Source organism: Spirosoma sp. KCTC 42546, from assembly GCF_006965485.1.
In the GTDB taxonomy this organism is placed as follows: domain Bacteria; phylum Bacteroidota; class Bacteroidia; order Cytophagales; family Spirosomataceae; genus Spirosoma.
In genome coordinates this window covers 931,889-948,664 of sequence record NZ_CP041360.1, presented here as the reverse complement: position 1 = coordinate 948,664, position 16,776 = coordinate 931,889, and the positions used below count along the sequence as shown (strand labels likewise).

The window sequence follows — 16,776 nt, the reverse complement described above, 5'->3', positions numbered from 1 at the left end:
CGAGTTGATTTGGTAAGGCCTAGCGGTTCAAGTCCTTCACCCTTGTCTTATGACTTTTAACTCCGGCTCCATGAGTTTAGCTAATCCAGAGAATATACCTGATTCGGAGGAAGACGTCGACGATCCGTACATACATACCGTTTCTACGGAGGAGTTTGTAGAAACGGTGGAACGGGCTAGTCAGGAGGAAAGCGAGTAAGCGTTGGACACGAACGAAGACTATCTTTTAACCACCTTTATTTAGCTGATAGCGTACGTTTACGGTCCTAACGTGTTTGATTGGCTTTTCGCTCCGATACGGGATGTCTGTCGTGATGTCAAATTCTCACAAAAAAATGCTGAATTGTGCAATCACCATTTTTTTGTGAGAATTAAATAATCTTCAACCGTTCTTCTTCCAGATCGATTTGATATAACTGTTGACGGATAATATCTTCGTCAATCTTCGGATCTTTATTGAGCTCGGTTAGGTATTGGCGTTGGCTTTCCAGCACTTCCACAAAAATTAGTTTTGTCTTTTCGGTCATCCAGCTATCGTCGGTGGCTTTGGCCCGCTCTTCCCATTGCTTGATGAATTTCTCCATGCCAGCGTAGCCCGTCAGCTCGCTTTCATAGTTGTTTTTCAGAAACTGGTAGACGTGTTGTTTCAAGCCCTGCTTCATTTTTTGCCTGGTCAATTCTTCGGACTCCTCTTCGATTATGCCCTCAAACAACTTCGACCTTGCTATTAAATAAGGGAGCGTAAGTCCCTGTACCAGCAGAGTAAGCAGGATCACAACAAACGTAATAAACAGAATGAGGTTCCTCTGTGGAAAATCTACACCATTCTCTAAGGTAATCGGTATCGCTAAAGCCGCAGCCAGCGACACCACACCCCGCATACCTGTCCAACCCAGCAGCAGGGGCATCAGCCAACGCCGTCTATTGGATCGGGCACGAGGAATTACGCCAGGGCGAAAGATAAACGTAGCCAGTAAGGCCGCATACGAACTGATGATTCGGGCAGCAATTAACACCCCTGTTGCCAATACCCCATAGCCAATGGCGGTTCCCAGCGGAATACCTTTAGCGCGCAGCCCTTCCACAATTTCGGGAAGCTCCAGACCAATGATCAGAAAGACAATACCATTTAAGATGAACACAAAACTTTCCCAAACACTAAAGCTCTGAATACGGCTGGCACTGTTTAGAAAAACCAGCCGCCTGGTCGACATAAACAAGCCACCACTCACTACCGCCAGCACGCCCGAGCAATGAAGCTGCTCGGCTACCCAATACATAAAATAGGGCTCAATGAGCGTCAGGGCTATCGCTGATTGGGCCTCAAGAGGCAGGCGTTTATGCGCCTGAACAAAAATCCAGGCCAGCAGCAAGCCAATACCCGCCCCCCCCAGCACCATCCAGACAAAACTCAGAGCCGCCTGCTGCCAGATGAACTGACCGGTACCCACAGCGATCAGGGCGAACCGGAAAATGATTAGCGAGGATGCATCGTTGAGCAGGCTTTCTCCTTCCAGAATAGCCGACGTAGCTTTGGGGATTTTGACAAATTTGGTGATGGCTCCTGTACTTACCGCATCGGGCGGGGAGATGATTCCTCCCAATAAAAAACCTAGCGCAATGGTAAAGCCTGGAATGAACTGGGTAGCCACTACCGCGACCGACAAGGCGGTAAAAAACACGACCAGAAAGGCAAAACTACCAATGATACGCCACCATTTTTTCATCTCCTTGAAGGAGATCGTCCAGGAAGCCTCAAACAAGAGTGGGGGCAGGAAAATAAAAAAGATAAGATCGGGATTGATTCGTACCTGTGGCAGTCCCGGAATAAAACTAACGAGCAACCCAGCCACAACCAGCAGAATCGGATACGCAATTTTTAGTTTGTTGGCCCACATATTCAGCAGCACGATGGCGGCTATCATGGCGAGCAGAAAAGGCAAAAGGGTGTGCATGTCTTATTCGTTAGCCGTCAGCGCCAATAATTCCTGAAGATAACCGCCCCAGATGGTCGGGTTGGAATGGGTGCCATGTCCGGTTGTTTTGTCCGATATAGGAAGCAGAATGTAGCGACCCCGTTTCACGCTTCCGATGTGCTTTTCCATGAGCTGGAGTTCAGGCGGATTGACCTGGTCATCGGCGGAGTTAATGGCAAATACGGGCGCTTTTATTTTTGACAGATAAGGAGCGGGGTTATAATCTCGGGAGGCATCAAACTGATAAATGAAATCATTCGCATCCAGGGTAGTAAAATACCGTTGTTCCAGAACCGCCAGTGAAGAATCGGCCTTTGATTTGGTAGGTGACCCTTTTTGCATTTGAAGCGGACTGCTCGTCATAACAATCAGGGACGATATGGCACCCGTTAAGCCTACCTTCGGCTGTGCCATATACTCCCCCTGTTTCCAGTCCGGGTCCAGTTTGATCAGATCGATGGCCATTTTGCGGATCATCCGATTTCGGCCCGCAATTTCTACGGGAAGGCTCGCCAGCGGCATCAGAGCATCCATAAAATCAGGGTACGTATAGCCCCACACCCAGGCCTGCATGGCTCCCATCGAGGTACCTAAAATCAGGCGAAGATGATTGACGCCTAAATGCTCGGTGAGCAATTGATAATTGGCAGCAACCATATCATCATAGGTGTATTGCGGGAACTTCATGTGTAATCCATTGCTTGGCTTGCTCGACTTACCATGCCCTACCGCATCGGGCAGTATGATATAGTATTTGGTAGCATCCAGCAGTTGGCCGGGGCCAAATAAATTCCCGGCAAACAAACCGTTCAGAAACCCACGGCCATTGCCGGTTGTGCCATGCATAATTAAGAGGGCATTGGTCACCGTTCCAGTTGCGTCTTTTACCGGCTGCCCCAGGGTTGTGTAATGAATAGTGAGCTGGGGAAGAACGTCGCCGGTTTCAAATTTGAAGTTTTTGATTGCGTAATCGGATTCGGTACCGGCAGGAAATTTTGCCTGGGCATATCCCGATAGATTGATCAGGATAGCAATCCAGAACACCATAAGTAGTTTCATTTGTCTAGTGAAGTGATTTTTAACATGAAGGTGACTAAAATTATACGCTAACCGGGTGTAAAACAAGCTCAAAAGCAAGATAGGGCGTTTCCCAACTAGTGGACAGTTTTAGAAAGTACCATACCAAAGGCTTATTTCCTCAATCTGTTTACAGAAGAAGAGTAGTCCGTAACTTATGCGTAGCATTTGGGTTAACATTCATATGGTTGCACAGCTCCCGGAATCGGATCGTATCTTTGATAGCCTCTCGGCGAGTACTGGAGGCAATTTGTTTCCGTCTGATAAGGCAGGCAGGAGCGCCTATAAACCCGAACAGATGCTTTGGAACTTAATAATCGGCAGCGTTTTACTCGGATCGGTTCATGCGGCTATTCCTAACCACTGGCTGCCGGTAGTGCTGATTGGCCGCGCTGAAAGCTGGTCTGAACGGGAAACGCTGGGGGTGGTGGCCCTGAGTGGCTTTTTCCATACGCTTAGCACCGTGGTCTTAGGCGTGCTGATCGGAGCGATTGGGGTTAAAGTATCTGAACGATTGGAAGAACAGACCCGCCTGATTGCCTCCCTGTTATTGATCTTTATGGGGCTGATCTACTTTGCCATGCACGACGCCAATGCGCCACATGAGCATGTGCCAAAGGGATTAAAGGGACGGTCAAAAACGACCATTATCACCAGTTTATCGGTGGCCATGCTCTTCTCGCCCTGCCTGGAAATTGAAACATTCTTCTTCTCAGCCGGTACACTTGGCTGGCGGGCCATCTCCACGCTGGCTGTCGTGTACACGTTTGTTACAATTACCTGTATGGTAGCGTTGACAGCCCTCTCCTACCAGGGATTAGCCCGTGTAAATTGGCACTGGCTCGACCATTATGAAAAACGCATTACCGGGAGCATTTTGATTGGTCTCGGCATTCTCACTTTTTTTATTGAACTCTAGACACATGGCAGATGAACATAACGGTCCGGCCGGTACGCCGGAGCGGCACCGGCACGACGGGCATGACCATGACCACGAAGACGACGTCGATCTACTAGAAGAAGGGACGACTCCAGCTGCAGACGTTGCTCCAGGAAAAACAGGTCCCGTACAAACGTTACGCACCTATGCCCCCGTCATCATCAGTCTGGTGGGGCTACTGATGGGTATCGTGCTGGACAAATACGCAGATTGGTTCAAAGACCCCGTCCGCCTTATCGGGTATATAGCCGCTTACCTTCCAGTCGGCTGGCCGGTGTTGAAACGGGCCTGGAAAGGGATCGTGAGTGGCAATGTGTTCACGGAATTCTTTTTGATGGGCGTGGCTACACTGGGGGCCTTTGGCATTCGGGAGTATCCCGAGGGCGTAGCGGTGATGCTATTTTATACCATCGGTGAATTGTTTCAGGATGCGGCCGTCCTTCGGGCGCGTCGGTCCATCAAAGCCTTGCTCGATGTTCGTCCTGATGAAGTTACGGTCATGCAAAACGGAAAGCCCCAGACGGTGAAGGCCGCTACCGTTGCTGTTGGTGCTGTGGTGCAGGTGAAGCCGGGCGAAAAAGTGGGTCTGGATGGTACAATGCGTTCGGAAAGCGGCACGTTCGACACCGCAGCCCTGACGGGCGAAAGTGTGCCCCGGACAATTGCAAAAGGCGAATCGGTGCTGGCGGGGATGATCAACCGGCAATCGCTGGTCGAAATGGATGTAACAACGCCTTACCAGGATTCCAAGCTGTCCCGCATTCTTAAACTCGTACAACAGGCAACGGGTCGTAAGGCGCAGACGCAGGAATTCATTGCCCGATTTGCGAAGATCTATACGCCTGCCATCTGCGGATTGGCTTTGCTAATTACCCTGGTGCCCTATTTTTTCGTGGCTGACTATCAGTTTCGGGACTGGCTTTATCGGGGGCTGGTCTTCTTAGTGATCGGTTGCCCATGTGCTCTGGTCATCTCTATTCCGCTTGGGTATTTTGGCGGCATAGGCGCGGGGTCAAAGCAGGGTATTTTGTTTAAAGGCTCGGTGTTTTTGGATCTGGTGACCCAGCTCAAAACCGTTGTGATGGATAAAACCGGGACGTTAACGAAAGGGGTCTTTGCGGTTCAGGAAGTGAAACCTGTTGGTATCGATGCCAATAAACTAGCACAGCTGACTGCCGCCCTGGAAAGTAAATCGACCCATCCGGTGGCCACCGCACTCCTGGCGTATGCCCGTGCCAACAACGGCCGTGTCCATGATGGGGAAAAAGGGTATGAATCGATTTCAGTCGAAGGCGTAGAGGAAATTCCCGGTCATGGCCTGAAAGGTCGGGTTGATGGGAAAGAGATGCTGGCAGGGAATGCCAAACTGCTCCAGAAATTCAGTGTTTCGTTTGATGACGCGTTGACTCAGATACCCTACACGATCGTCATGGCGGCTCTGGACGGCCAGTTTTCGGGTTACTTCACCATTGCCGATGAGGTAAAGCCCGATGCGGCTGAAGCGGTAAAACGACTAAAAGCAGATGGTATCTATACCGTTATGCTCTCGGGTGATAAGTCGGCGGTGGTCGAAGCCGTGGCTAAACAAGTCGGTGTGGACGAATGGCACGGTGATTTACTGCCCGAAGATAAAGTGACGCAGGTCGAGCGTCTCAAAGCGGATTTGTCAGTTAATCCGAAATCAAAACTGGCCTTCGTTGGCGATGGGGTCAACGATGCCCCCGTAGTAGCGCTGGCCGATGTGGGAATAGCAATGGGAGGGCTCGGTTCCGACGCGACCATTGAGACGGCTGATGTCATTATTCAGAATGACGAACCGGCCAAAATTGCCATGTCCGTAGCAATTGGCCGGGCTACCCGCCGGATTGTCTGGCAAAACATTACCTTATCCTTAGTGGTCAAAGGCATTGTGCTGGTACTGGGAGCGGGCGGACTGGCCACGATGTGGGAGGCCGTTTTTGCCGATGTGGGTGTAGCGATGCTGGCGATTCTAAATGCGGTACGGGTCCAGAATCTGAAGTTTTAGTCAATGGCCGCTGAGTCGTTTTCCGTAGGGTTACACCGAAAAAAATGTTCTGAATATAAGACATCTCAAACGTCGTTAAGTTGTTTTTTAACGACGTCTATGCCTCGTGTAATTTCACTGTCAAAATCGGTCCAGACGCACTCCAACGACAAGCCTCCGGTATACTTTATTTTTTTTAATGCGCGGAAATAGGGCCTGAAATCATCGCCCATTACACCGGGCGCTGTCCGCTTTTGTTTTTCGGCAATGTGGCAGTGGGTTATGTACTGGCCATACTTGACAATCTCATCCGGGCTCTCGTTGTCTTTGAGCATATGGTAAATGTCGCACTGAAGTTTAAACCAGGGGTTATTAACCGCCTGAATGATCTCTACTCCCTCTGCCAGGCTATTGATAAAATTCGTTTCGCTCCGGTTAAGCGGCTCTACTGCCAGGGTGACACCATATTTTTCAGCAAGGGGGGCCATCTTCTGGCATAGGGCAATGTGCTGCGCTTTGGCAGTAGCCCGGTCAAACCCATCGGGAATAGCACGAGAGCCCCCACTGCCAAATACGATATTTTTCGATCCGCACTCTTTTGCCCGTTTCAACGCTACCTCAGCCCGCGCCAAAATAGCCTCATGGTGCAGGTCTGGCCCTACAGACTTAAGCTTGCCCGGAAAAAAATAGATGTATGACCGCACTGGAAACGTTTCTTCGGCAAGGGCCAACCGGTTCTTCTCAAACTGGGCATCCCCTCCTTCATCAGGAATCAAAAAACGGCCTACGCTTTCCTCGACAAACGAATACCCCAGCCTTTTCAACAAACCCGCTTTATCGTAGGAGGTACAAACGCCCAGCGGCAAGGTAAAGCCAGCGGCAGGCACATCAGAACTGCTCGGTTGGCCTAGTATATTAAAGGTAGGCAATCCTGCCAATATGCCAGTTGTATAGGTTAAAAAGTCTCTCCGTTTAATACGCTTATCCGCTTGCATATACACTGGTTGGTATGATTGAGTAAAAGAATAGGTTCTCCTGACGCTTTTCCAGACAATAATCGCCAGAAAAGTCAAATAACCTAGCAAGTCAAGCTACTTTGAGGGAATAGGGATAAATCCTCTGCCTTTCACAACTAAAGGTGTTTGCCAGCGGCCGTCATTAAAACCCGCATTCATTCAGCCGGGTTGTTCTTTGGTAGCCTTGTAACCTTTACCTCCATACACACTGCGGGTTGTGCCATCAGTGTACTTGATCAGGATATGGGCAATAAACAGCGGGCAAGCGCAATGACTGATCGCTGGTTTGTTTACCCGATCCCCAACTGATTTAATCCCAGCTATGAGCCTATTATGCGTCTAAAGGCTTTCTAAGCTTACTACAGTAACAAGAGGAAGGTACTGGCTGAAACCACCATATTTCGACTGGCCGAATGGCAGTACCCGTCATTTCCTGCCGACGAATCGGGCCAAATTTCCCAAAATCTGGTAGCGGGGGCGCAGTTGCCTAGGCTTTCCGTTAGTGAGCTGCTGGATTTTTGCATTGGCAAACGTTTTAACCTCGTTGAACAACACCCGCTTATTGACCGAATGTATTTGCCAACCAGCGGTTCTTTGAGGAGTTTGGTAGTAATTTTCACTAATACCATCGTGGTCGACACGGCTCGTCCATCTGTTCCCAACTTAAACTCTTCAAAGAATGCCGCTCAGGCGTTATGATTGCCGAACAGTTTTCTTCACGCGCCGGAAGGCTTCCGCCTAACGTTGCCCGACGTTGTTTTAGGCACTGAATTTCGGGACTTGTCTCCTCGGGTTTATCAGGCATTTACTGAACCGAGCCTGGTAAATGGCACTCATGCCGGTGAGTGCCATTGATGTACAGGGAATCTGCCAGAACCACGGCCTACAACGAGGATACGGATACGATGGCAAGCCTCCTCCGGGCCGCAACTCTCGGCGAAAATTCAGTGGATTCTCTTCGGATCGTCGGCCGTCCAGAAACGCCCGCGCATACGGCGATGCATGAGGCTGTATGGCAACTAAATCCCCCGTATTCCGGCGTTTTCTGTCAAAAAAAATGATTGAATCCGACTTCATACATGGTGGCCGCCGATGCGTAAGTTGCAATGGGAACGCCCACGCCAGAGCCGTTGTCGTAGCCCTTCAGCACCATACACCTAGCGTTCCTGCGGTTAATATTCTCGATTCGCTGTTCGAGTTCAATGGTGCCGGGGTTGAATTGGTATGAGTTTGGCTTGAGGCCTCATTAATCGGCGTCTTTTCGAAGTAAAGCCTGGTAATCCAGGTGCAACAGTGTTTTTCGGGTGCCAAACTGTTTGAGCAGTAAATCGATTGCCCGCTGGCAACGATGGTATTCAGGCTTATCCGGTTCCCACAGATAATCATCAAACAGCATAAGCCCCCCAACCTTGAGTAATTCCCAACTGTACATACCATCAGCAAGTACGTTGATAGCATCGTGAGCCCCGTCAATGTAAATAATGTCGAAACTGGCAGGCGGTAATTTGGTGAGGGCAATTTCAGAGCGCTCCTGAATAAGGGTCACCTGTTGGGCTTTGCCCGTTAACTGAATATTATGCATGAACCGGGGGCGGGGCGGGTTAACTGGCCAGGGCATAGGGTCAACACAAACAAGTTGTGCACTGGGGTGCGTCAACACATTTTCCAGAAACCAAACTGTTGAACGACCTTCAAAGCTACCGATTTCCAGTACCCGAAGATTTGGCTGATGCCCATAACCAGTAAACCACTTTTCCCAATTGACATAATTGTGGCTAGCCCAATCCGATGTAAAGCTAAACCCAACCGTACGCTTTAGTTTTCGTTCAAATTGCTTTTCCCGAACAGAACGCAGGTAGTTCATTAATAGATTGATAACATGGGTAGCCCGGTGAAGGCTTGCGACAAGAATACGGTGCATGAAGGGTAAAAGAGTAGCCGACGAATAAGTAAATTGCCCCTAATTTAGGGCGTTAAAGCGCGTCATCCCAAGCCGCGGTTATTATCGTTGCTGCTCGCCTGTGTCCGGGTTTCCGGGCTCGTCCAGTAATTGAATGGACGTAGCAGGACCTAAATCCGGATTTTCCCAGGACGACAGCGCCCAGACAATCTGTTTAGCAGGTGTAACTTCAAAAACCTGAACTGTGCCGGCCCATTCTGCGGTATTGTTATTGCCTGCAATCCAGCTACATATCACCGTATTTCCGTTGGCCAGGCGATTAGCGGTTTGTGTATTGCCCACTTTAAAAGGGGCATCGGCCCTGGTAAATTCCCACACAGTTTCTCCCTTTGGATTCACTTCGCGAGTGTACCCCTCGCCATCGCCAGAAATCAGGGTATTTCCGTTATGAAGCCGAATAGCAGACCAGGCTGAAGAAGCATTAACCGACCAGACCTCTTTGCCATCCCAATCAAGCTCAACCACCTTCTTTTCGGTCAGAAGACCTACCATGATAGTCTTTTTGCCGGGTGTCATACGCACATGGCGAAATTGATAATGTGAACCGGTACCTTTCGTTGGAATAACCAACTCTTTCAGCAACTTATTGGTAGCTGTATTAAAAATCATCACCTTACCAACCGTACCATTCAATACCATCAGAACACTATCCTTGCCAATTGGCTGGCAAGAATGGGTTTCAGTACCTGGTGCGCATACATATTGCCAGATAATGTTTTTCTCAGGCGTTATAACCCCGGCTCCCGACATGCAGGCATAAACAATATTCCCATTGGACAGCAGCGTTGCATCGTCGAATTCCTGAACAGCTCCGGTGGCCGTACGCATGGGTACAGAGTACTGCCAAACCACTTTCCCACCCCGTATAAGGAACATAGATTGTGCAGTCGGTTTGCGAATGTCCCACTCACCAGCATATAAAAAATCGTGCTGTTTCAAGCCTTTTCCGGGCAATTTATACCGATCGCTTTGTGATTGTGCGCCCACCCATGAACTGACGAGCAGAAAAATGATTACTAGTTGTGAGCTGAGTTTCATAGTAAGGTTTAGGCGTATCAAGTCCATACAGACCTAGTAGGCAGTTTGCGGGCTAATCTACTCCGTGCTAGTGGCAAATGAAGTAGGAATTTGCGGCTTCGATTACAAAAATTCGGTTAGAAATGGTCTTTTTTGACATACTTTTGAATGAGTTAGACCCGTGTCATTTAGTAATGCAATCGTGTTTATGAACAGAAGTACCTTTATAAAAAAATCAGCCGTGCTAAGTACAGGCTTACTGCTCAGCAAGCTACCCACCTTTGGCAACCCTGCTCTTCCAGTTGTACGCGTTGCGCCAGACCAGCGGAAGTTCAGCAGTAAGGTTATAGAGGATACGATCCTTGAGTTTCAGTCGGCCGTGAAGGATAAAGAACTAGGCTGGCTTTTTGGCAACTGCTTTCCCAATACTCTGGATACCACCGTCACGTATACGAAAGGGAGCAAGCCTGATACCTACGTTATTACCGGCGACATTGATGCCATGTGGCTTCGGGATAGCACCGCACAGGTGTGGCCGTATCTGAATTTCATCAAAAAGGATAAGGACTTACAGCACCTCATTGCGGGCGTAATAAACCGGCAGACAGCCTGCATTTTACGGGATCCATACGCCAATGCCTTTTACGATGACCCAACCAAAACGGGTGAGTGGAAAACCGATGAAACCGATATGAAACCGGGGTTGCATGAGCGTAAATGGGAGATAGATTCCTTGTGTTACCCCATTCGGCTGGCTCATCGGTACTGGCAGTTGACGGGCGATACCACTCCCTTTGACGCTCAATGGAAACAGGCGATAGGGCTTACGCTTAAAACGTTTAAAGAGCAGCAGCGTAAGCAAAATAACGGCCCGTACCATTTTCAGCGTAAAACATCCTGGGCTACAGATGGGGTGCCCATGAATGGGTACGGATACCCAGTAAAACCAGTTGGATTGATCTGCTCCTCTTTCCGGCCAAGTGACGATGCCACAGTCTATTCGTTTTTGGTCCCATCCAATTTCTTTGCGGTAACAAGCCTTCGGCAAGCGGCAAAAATGATTGACAAGATAGCCAGTGATAAAGCTACTGTCAACGAGCTCAATGCGCTTGCACTTGAAGTAGAAACGGCTTTAAAGCGGCATGCCATTATTAACCACAGCGACTACGGTAAGATATATGCCTATGAAGTGAACGGGTATGGGAGTTATAATTTGATGGACGACGCCAATGTACCCAGTCTGTTAGCCCTACCGTATCTGGATGCTATGCCAGTAAATGATCCTGTTTATCAAACTACGCGGAAGATGTTGCTATCGTTAAACAACCCCTTCTTTTTTAAAGGCAAGGCTGGCGAAGGCATAGGTGGTCCACACGCGGGCATTGATATGATATGGCCGTTAGGTATTATTATCCGAGGCTTAACCAGTACCAGTGAAAAGGAGATAAGGGAGTGCATTACGTTGCTAAAAAATTGCCATGCAGGCACCGGTTTTATGCATGAATCCTTCCATAAAAACGATGCAGCAAACTTCACCCGCAAATGGTTTGCCTGGGCTAATACCCTGTTCGGTGAATTTTTATGGGAAACCTATAAATCGAAACCTCATTTGCTAAGCTAACCAATAACTGGCCCTCTCTTATTCACAATGCCGCTTCATGAAGCGGCATTGCTGTTTATAGCCAGCAAAGCTACTATTAGTCGCACCAAATGCCTATCAGCTTACCGGCCTCACAGAGTGGATAGTTTATCGCTTTACGATCAAACTGGGATTCACTCAGAGACTGGCTACTGGCGGCCCCTGCTTATCAACTACCTTCAGAATTATATCCTGAAGTTCCTGGAACGAGGTTGGCTTCACTAGATAGCCACTGGCCCCTAGCGCCAGAAAACGTTGCTGTTGCTCTTGATTGAACTGGCCTGACAACATAAATACAGGAATGTTCTGGCAACACACATGGCCCAGAAAAGTTGTTAACCAGGCTTCCTGATCGTCAGTAGGGACAACCCCATCCAAAACGATAGCGGTTGGCCTATTGGCAGCCTTGGCGGCCTCCCCAAGAAATGATTCGGCAGACACAAACCATTTTAGGGATATTGTCTTGGCCCAATTGTCAAATCCGTATTGCCAAAACATAAAATCGTCTTCATCATCATCCAGTAGCGCAATCCAGGGTGTAGGTGTATCTATCATTATTGAACTGATTGTAAGCAATAAGTATAGACACCTATAAGCCAGCAATTGTTTAAGTCCATAAAACTGATCGACCTGTCTTGACGCTGGCAGTAGTCGGTTGATTGTTGTATATTCGCATTCTCCGTAACAACTAGCTAATGGATTCGTACCCGGCTCACGCTGTCTTTATTGCTGATGATGATGAAGATGACCGCCTACTATTACAATACGCCTTTGCCCAGCACAGTCCTGAATGTCAATTGGTCTTTGCGGTGGATGGGCTGGCCCTATTAGAGGACTTGGCACAACTAAAATCGGAGCCGTGTTTAATTATCCTGGACTTGAACATGCCTCGGCTCAACGGATTTGAAGCCTTGCAGGTATTACGCCATAGCTCGCGGTATGCGCACACTCCAATCGTAATTCTAACAACCTCCAGTGAAGCAACGGATCGATTGTATGCGTATGAACTAGGCGCTAATGAATTCCTGACTAAACCCATCACGCTGGATTTACTAGGACAAACAGTTCGTCATCTTCGAAAAGCCTGGCATTTGGACCAATGCGTATAATTAGCTGCCTGGGTGCTGATTGTAGTATTGCCTAATGTAACCTTGACAAGTAATTCCATAAAACGTAAACGAGAACGCGATGTCAGTATCTACTGGCATCGCGTTCTCGTTTACTAACACCTATATTTTTTTTGGTTACCAACAATAAAATGCAAAGTCAGAGGGGATAGAAATTGTCATAAACACAACAAAATCAAGGTTGTACCGCTTACTAATAGAGAGAGGAAATTAGGGCTTGGCGCGAGTTTTGCATTATATTTTCATTAATTATTTAATTTAATCATTAAATAATTAAACATTTGTCCTTTTTTACCAATACATACAGTATGGGTGCTATAGTAAAGTTATCGATAAAGAACGTCATCGATCTTTGGTTTGCCGAGGACACACCGATTCGGCAATACAAAATCAGAATGAATCCGAAGTTGTGGGCAATGTGCCAACAGGTGAGTCAAGACTTTAAAGCGCCTTCGGGCAGGTTGACTCCCAATAAGTACCGAAAATCAGATAAAGTGGCTTTTGCCCGAATTGTTCTGGATAATCTAGAACAGGGACAAACGGAAGCAACTTCGGATGAAGATTTATTTGAGTTAGCGTATTAACGCCTGATCGGCCGACTTATCTACTACGGCTGAGCGCGCTACGCTCAATTCTTGATTTGCCATTATCCTGATTATAGGTGGCAAACAAAAAAGCCCAGCCACGAAATGGCCGGGCTTGGGTATTTACGGGCTTGCCTGGCGCTGATACCAGGCGGAAATTGTCGAATAAACACCTACCTTGCCGGCATACCCAACGTTCCGTAGCGTCTAATGCCTATACTCACCTTTACGACTGCAGTACCCACTAACTCCGATAAAAACGGGACCGATGTGTTGTTTTACTATAAAACGCATGACTCCCTGATACGTCAGAAAATCCATATAGTCGGCTCTGATAACGCCTGGACTATGACTACCGATGAAAAGACCGCTTATACACAACGCCTGTTTACCAGCGCCATTGCGTACATAAATGCGTATTGGAAACGACATCACAAACTCCCCGAAGAGCAAACTGAGGTTCACCAGGGAATTGATTTCCATATACAGTCAGAGCAAAAAACAGCCTGGAAGGGCTACATGCTGGAGTTAGTGTAAATAGGTCGAATGTCCGATCACACTTTCCTGGTATAGGTGCCGTTCGCTCCTTCATCGAAACAAACGTTTGACTACCTGTTCGCGGCTTATACCAAAATGAGCAGCAACATCTGACAAGATCTTATCCAATGTGCCGAGGCTGACGGGATTGTGTTTGGGTACTGTCAAATGATGCGTACAAAGATAGCTAAGCCCGTATTAAACCGGATACTGCCATTCACCCCGGTACGCCCGACTCAGGAGCTTATTGGCTTCAGGATCATTTGGAATCTGCGTACCATCCCACTCAACACTACGGCCAAGTTTCAGCGACAGCATACCAAGCAGCGCCATGTTTGTTGATCGCTGTCCAATTTCGATGTCGCAAACGGGCAGTTTGTTGGATTTGATGCTACTTAGGAAATTGGCCCAGAGTAAGGCGATATTCTGATCATCGGGTTTATCCAGTTGAGGGTCCTGATGAACGACTGGTTTTTTAGGATCTGATGGGTAGAACGTCCAGCCGTCCATCCAGCCCATGTGGAACGTTCCTTCCGTTCCGTAGAAATAAACGCCTACGGCCTGCTGTGGATGTGTTTTCTCAGCCATGTTGCCACCAAATGTCCGGTGCTCCCAAACGGCCGTAAAGTCGTCGAATTCGAAGGTTGCCACCTGATGGTCGGGAGCATCGGTACTATCTTTCTTGATGGCCCGGCCACCAGTCGAGTATACTTTTCGTGGGTGATTTTGCTCCGTTACCCATAAAATCTGATCCATCCAGTGAATACCCCAATCGCCGAGTGTACCATTGGCATAGTCTAAAAAATTACGCCAGCTCCGGGGGTGCATAGCCGGATTGTAGGCTCGCAGTGGAGCAGGACCACACCACATGTTCCAATCCATTTCTTTAGGTGCTTCCCCATCGGGCGTAGGCTGACCGGCGCCACCAGCATAATGCACAAATGCCCGCGCCATACCAATCTTCCCAACCTTCCCGGATTGTATAAACTCCCGGCCCGACACATTGTGGGGCGACACTCGCCGGTGCATACCTACCTGGCAGATCTTCCCGGTTTGTCGGGCAGTTTTCACCATTGCCTTCCCTTCATTAATAGTATGGCTGATTGGTTTCTCTACATATACGTGCGCTCCTGCCTGCATGGCCGCAATAGCAATAAGCGGGTGCCAGTGATCGGGGGTGGCTACAATGACAATTTCTGGCTTTTCGGTGGCCAGCATTTCGCGGTAGTCGCGGTAAAGCTTGGGTTTATCGGACGTTAGTTTGCTTAGGGCATCGCTGGTTTTTTGAAGCTGCCGCGTATCCACATCGCAGAGCGCAACGATTTTCGACTCGCCAGCCTGCACCGCATTTAGGAGGATATTACCGCCCCACCAGCCCGTTCCTACCAATGCCGTGCGATACTTCTTGGCCGGTTGGCGAGTAATGAATGCTCTAACTTGAATTGGATCGGTGATGAGTGTAGCCCCAGCCAGAGCAGACGTTTTCAAGAAATCGGTACGGTTCATCGGAGAAACAAGGTTATCGAGTATGACGTTGACAGGCCGCTGAATTGGCCTTTACCCTGTAAAGATGAGCAGGTCGATTTTTTACCGTCAGTTGCCCAGGGTAGACAGTAAGGGTTTACTGGCTAAGGCCTGCATCAGTAAGAACGTTACCAAAAGAAAATAGAAAACAGATAAGATGATAACATGGATCGGTTGCCGGGCAATGTAATAGCTAAATAGGGGAATTAACTGCAAGGCATGCATTCCAAAAAAGTGGGCAACTCGTAGGTCGCCAAAGCGGGTACTCCAATTGAGTACAGGTAAACCCGGCCCACCATCAGGCGCGCCAACCGTGTGTGCCAGACGGCCCGCCATCATAAATCCTTCGAACGCAAAAACGACAAAGAGGAGAATGCCCAGTCGGATACCCCACAAATAGGCTGGGCTACTAGTTGTCGTATCGAGCCGAAAAAAGAGGAAGCCGATGTATGCTGTCCAGCCAGTAAATACCGTAATGGCCACACCCATCAGGCTAAACAAAAGACCATCTATTGGGGTGGAAATATTAAAATGCGATAACTTACCTCGGCTGGCCTGCCAGATAATAATGCCCAATTCAACAACAAAAACGATAACGAACATCCAGGAGTAGACGCGCACACTTCCTTTTTGGGGGAGCTCTGCAAGATACCAGGCCATTGTCCAGCAGAGAATAACCGTAGAAGCAAAAAACTTCATAGGTTTTAGATACGCATTGATGCCCAGCACCTGGGTCTGTGTGCTGAGAGCCAGCACGGCGCAAACGAGCATCCCCGCCATGCAACACCAGCCTAGCTGATACAGAATGATATTTCGTACCTGAAGCGTAGAGAAGACAGCTGTCATAATGATGGATTCTATACAGATAGTTGCCGTGTACGAATTACCCGAATGAGCCAGTACAAGAGCAAGCCAATGGGCCCGAGCATAAAACAGAAACACAAGGGAATCACAATGAACCAGTGCGAGATGCCTTTCTCCTGCGAATCGCGCACAACAACGGTTCCAGCGACTAAATCGAAGGCGAGGTAATGTACCCATCCGGCCAGCATAACGCCATCGCCCCCATTCGAAAACAACCCTTTAACACCCGCCAACGTACCAAAAGCAGCAAAATCGACCGGCCCGCCACTAAACAAATAAATAATGTAGATGATAGCCAGACATACCGGAATCAGGTATGAGTTCATCAGCCACTTCGTCACGAACCAGCGCGGGGCAAAAATCATCAGCAACCACTGTGGCAGAACAAGCGTACTAGCCAGGCTAAAAACAGCTTCGGGAGACATGGTTATTGGTGGAGTAGTTAATTAGTTGAGTCAATAAATTAGTGAAGTAGGGAACAGCTCCGCTAAATGAACCACTGCACTTATT

At 48.5% G+C, this 16,776-nt stretch carries 18 protein-coding genes; 9 read left to right on the top strand and 9 right to left on the bottom strand.

Annotation, left to right across the window (positions count from 1 at the left end):
• Positions 1-49 precede the first annotated feature (49 nt).
• On the top strand, positions 50-199 hold the full coding sequence (locus tag EXU85_RS35255) for a hypothetical protein (RefSeq protein WP_168207711.1): 150 nt from the start codon (positions 50-52) through the stop codon (positions 197-199).
• A gap of 172 nt (positions 200-371) precedes the next feature.
• Here EXU85_RS35255 and EXU85_RS03975 read toward each other — a convergent pair whose 3' ends face one another.
• Both EXU85_RS03975 and EXU85_RS03970 read right to left on the bottom strand, forming a co-directional pair.
• Positions 372-1,955 (bottom strand): Na+/H+ antiporter, encoded by a 1,584-nt coding sequence (locus tag EXU85_RS03975; protein WP_142770827.1) that lies wholly within the window; start codon positions 1,953-1,955, stop codon positions 372-374.
• 3 nt (positions 1,956-1,958) lie between these two features.
• A complete protein-coding gene (locus tag EXU85_RS03970; RefSeq protein ID WP_210422438.1) occupies positions 1,959-3,035 on the bottom strand; it encodes an alpha/beta fold hydrolase in 1,077 nt (358 codons plus the stop codon).
• Between the two features lie 175 nt (positions 3,036-3,210).
• Here EXU85_RS03970 and EXU85_RS03965 point away from each other — a divergent pair, with 175 nt between their 5' ends.
• Together EXU85_RS03965 and EXU85_RS03960 are read left to right on the top strand one after the other, a co-directional pair.
• Positions 3,211-3,972, top strand: a complete 762-nt coding sequence (locus EXU85_RS03965) for a hypothetical protein (protein ID WP_246859421.1) — start codon at positions 3,211-3,213, stop codon at positions 3,970-3,972.
• Between the two features lie 4 nt (positions 3,973-3,976).
• A complete protein-coding gene (locus EXU85_RS03960) occupies positions 3,977-6,019 on the top strand; it encodes a heavy metal translocating P-type ATPase (RefSeq protein WP_142770826.1) in 2,043 nt (680 codons plus the stop codon).
• 65 nt (positions 6,020-6,084) lie between these two features.
• On the opposite strand, the gene EXU85_RS03955 is transcribed toward EXU85_RS03960, so the two are convergent.
• The gene (locus tag EXU85_RS03955) at positions 6,085-6,993 is read right to left on the bottom strand and encodes a sugar phosphate isomerase/epimerase (RefSeq protein ID WP_142770825.1); all 909 of its coding nucleotides are present in this window, start codon (positions 6,991-6,993) and stop codon (positions 6,085-6,087) included.
• 847 nt (positions 6,994-7,840) lie between these two features.
• On the opposite strand from EXU85_RS03955, the gene EXU85_RS03950 reads away from it, so the two are divergent.
• Positions 7,841-8,020 carry a hypothetical protein gene (locus tag EXU85_RS03950; protein ID WP_142770824.1) on the top strand — a complete coding sequence of 60 codons (180 nt, stop codon included), beginning with the start codon at positions 7,841-7,843 and terminating at the stop codon, positions 8,018-8,020.
• A 6-nt stretch (positions 8,021-8,026) separates the two neighbouring features.
• Complete coding sequence (locus EXU85_RS03945) at positions 8,027-8,242, top strand: hypothetical protein (protein ID WP_142770823.1); 216 nt, start codon at positions 8,027-8,029, stop codon at positions 8,240-8,242.
• 18 nt (positions 8,243-8,260) lie between these two features.
• Here the strand turns inward: EXU85_RS03945 and EXU85_RS03940 are convergent, their stop codons facing one another.
• Both EXU85_RS03940 and EXU85_RS03935 read right to left on the bottom strand, forming a co-directional pair.
• Positions 8,261-8,935, bottom strand: coding sequence for a class I SAM-dependent methyltransferase (locus tag EXU85_RS03940; RefSeq protein ID WP_142770822.1), 675 nt, complete (start codon positions 8,933-8,935; stop codon positions 8,261-8,263).
• An 81-nt stretch (positions 8,936-9,016) separates the two neighbouring features.
• Positions 9,017-10,012 (bottom strand): hypothetical protein, encoded by a 996-nt coding sequence (locus EXU85_RS03935; RefSeq protein ID WP_142770821.1) that lies wholly within the window; start codon positions 10,010-10,012, stop codon positions 9,017-9,019.
• 187 nt (positions 10,013-10,199) lie between these two features.
• Between EXU85_RS03935 and EXU85_RS03930 the strand changes: the two genes are divergently transcribed.
• Complete coding sequence (locus tag EXU85_RS03930; RefSeq protein WP_142770820.1) at positions 10,200-11,612, top strand: glycoside hydrolase family 125 protein; 1,413 nt, start codon at positions 10,200-10,202, stop codon at positions 11,610-11,612.
• Between the two features lie 156 nt (positions 11,613-11,768).
• On the opposite strand, the gene EXU85_RS03925 is transcribed toward EXU85_RS03930, so the two are convergent.
• A complete protein-coding gene (locus EXU85_RS03925; protein ID WP_142770819.1) occupies positions 11,769-12,185 on the bottom strand; it encodes a two-component system response regulator in 417 nt (138 codons plus the stop codon).
• A 140-nt stretch (positions 12,186-12,325) separates the two neighbouring features.
• On the opposite strand from EXU85_RS03925, the gene EXU85_RS03920 reads away from it, so the two are divergent.
• From EXU85_RS03920 to EXU85_RS03910, 3 genes are all read left to right on the top strand, one after another.
• A complete protein-coding gene (locus EXU85_RS03920; RefSeq protein ID WP_142770818.1) occupies positions 12,326-12,739 on the top strand; it encodes a response regulator in 414 nt (137 codons plus the stop codon).
• 326 nt (positions 12,740-13,065) lie between these two features.
• Entirely contained in the window at positions 13,066-13,341 is a 276-nt protein-coding gene (locus EXU85_RS03915; protein ID WP_142770817.1) for a hypothetical protein, read from the top strand.
• A 210-nt stretch (positions 13,342-13,551) separates the two neighbouring features.
• Positions 13,552-13,878, top strand: coding sequence for a hypothetical protein (locus tag EXU85_RS03910; RefSeq protein ID WP_142770816.1), 327 nt, complete (start codon positions 13,552-13,554; stop codon positions 13,876-13,878).
• Positions 13,879-14,076: 198 nt separating this feature from the next.
• On the opposite strand, the gene EXU85_RS03905 is transcribed toward EXU85_RS03910, so the two are convergent.
• From EXU85_RS03905 to EXU85_RS03895, 3 genes are all read right to left on the bottom strand, one after another.
• The gene (locus tag EXU85_RS03905) at positions 14,077-15,384 is read right to left on the bottom strand and encodes a Gfo/Idh/MocA family protein (RefSeq protein WP_142770815.1); all 1,308 of its coding nucleotides are present in this window, start codon (positions 15,382-15,384) and stop codon (positions 14,077-14,079) included.
• A gap of 87 nt (positions 15,385-15,471) precedes the next feature.
• Positions 15,472-16,248 carry a hypothetical protein gene (locus EXU85_RS03900; RefSeq protein WP_142770814.1) on the bottom strand — a complete coding sequence of 259 codons (777 nt, stop codon included), beginning with the start codon at positions 16,246-16,248 and terminating at the stop codon, positions 15,472-15,474.
• Between the two features lie 11 nt (positions 16,249-16,259).
• Positions 16,260-16,691, bottom strand: a complete 432-nt coding sequence (locus EXU85_RS03895) for an ABA4-like family protein (RefSeq protein WP_142770813.1) — start codon at positions 16,689-16,691, stop codon at positions 16,260-16,262.
• Positions 16,692-16,776: the final 85 nt, after the last annotated feature.

Coding starts and splice junctions, on each gene's coding strand:
- EXU85_RS03905 (WP_142770815.1), bottom strand. CDS start 15,384: ATGAACCGTACCGATTTCTTGAAAACGTCTGCTCTGGCTGGGGCTACA.
- EXU85_RS03915 (WP_142770817.1), top strand. CDS start 13,066: ATGGGTGCTATAGTAAAGTTATCGATAAAGAACGTCATCGATCTTTGG.
- EXU85_RS03935 (WP_142770821.1), bottom strand. CDS start 10,012: ATGAAACTCAGCTCACAACTAGTAATCATTTTTCTGCTCGTCAGTTCA.
- EXU85_RS03945 (WP_142770823.1), top strand. CDS start 8,027: ATGGCAACTAAATCCCCCGTATTCCGGCGTTTTCTGTCAAAAAAAATG.
- EXU85_RS03910 (WP_142770816.1), top strand. CDS start 13,552: ATGCCTATACTCACCTTTACGACTGCAGTACCCACTAACTCCGATAAA.
- EXU85_RS03950 (WP_142770824.1), top strand. CDS start 7,841: ATGGCACTCATGCCGGTGAGTGCCATTGATGTACAGGGAATCTGCCAG.
- EXU85_RS03965 (WP_246859421.1), top strand. CDS start 3,211: ATGCGTAGCATTTGGGTTAACATTCATATGGTTGCACAGCTCCCGGAA.
- EXU85_RS03930 (WP_142770820.1), top strand. CDS start 10,200: ATGAACAGAAGTACCTTTATAAAAAAATCAGCCGTGCTAAGTACAGGC.
- EXU85_RS03960 (WP_142770826.1), top strand. CDS start 3,977: ATGGCAGATGAACATAACGGTCCGGCCGGTACGCCGGAGCGGCACCGG.
- EXU85_RS03940 (WP_142770822.1), bottom strand. CDS start 8,935: ATGCACCGTATTCTTGTCGCAAGCCTTCACCGGGCTACCCATGTTATC.
- EXU85_RS03975 (WP_142770827.1), bottom strand. CDS start 1,955: ATGCACACCCTTTTGCCTTTTCTGCTCGCCATGATAGCCGCCATCGTG.
- EXU85_RS35255 (WP_168207711.1), top strand. CDS start 50: ATGACTTTTAACTCCGGCTCCATGAGTTTAGCTAATCCAGAGAATATA.
- EXU85_RS03925 (WP_142770819.1), bottom strand. CDS start 12,185: ATGATAGATACACCTACACCCTGGATTGCGCTACTGGATGATGATGAA.
- EXU85_RS03895 (WP_142770813.1), bottom strand. CDS start 16,691: ATGTCTCCCGAAGCTGTTTTTAGCCTGGCTAGTACGCTTGTTCTGCCA.
- EXU85_RS03970 (WP_210422438.1), bottom strand. CDS start 3,035: ATGAAACTACTTATGGTGTTCTGGATTGCTATCCTGATCAATCTATCG.
- EXU85_RS03955 (WP_142770825.1), bottom strand. CDS start 6,993: ATGCAAGCGGATAAGCGTATTAAACGGAGAGACTTTTTAACCTATACA.
- EXU85_RS03900 (WP_142770814.1), bottom strand. CDS start 16,248: ATGACAGCTGTCTTCTCTACGCTTCAGGTACGAAATATCATTCTGTAT.
- EXU85_RS03920 (WP_142770818.1), top strand. CDS start 12,326: ATGGATTCGTACCCGGCTCACGCTGTCTTTATTGCTGATGATGATGAA.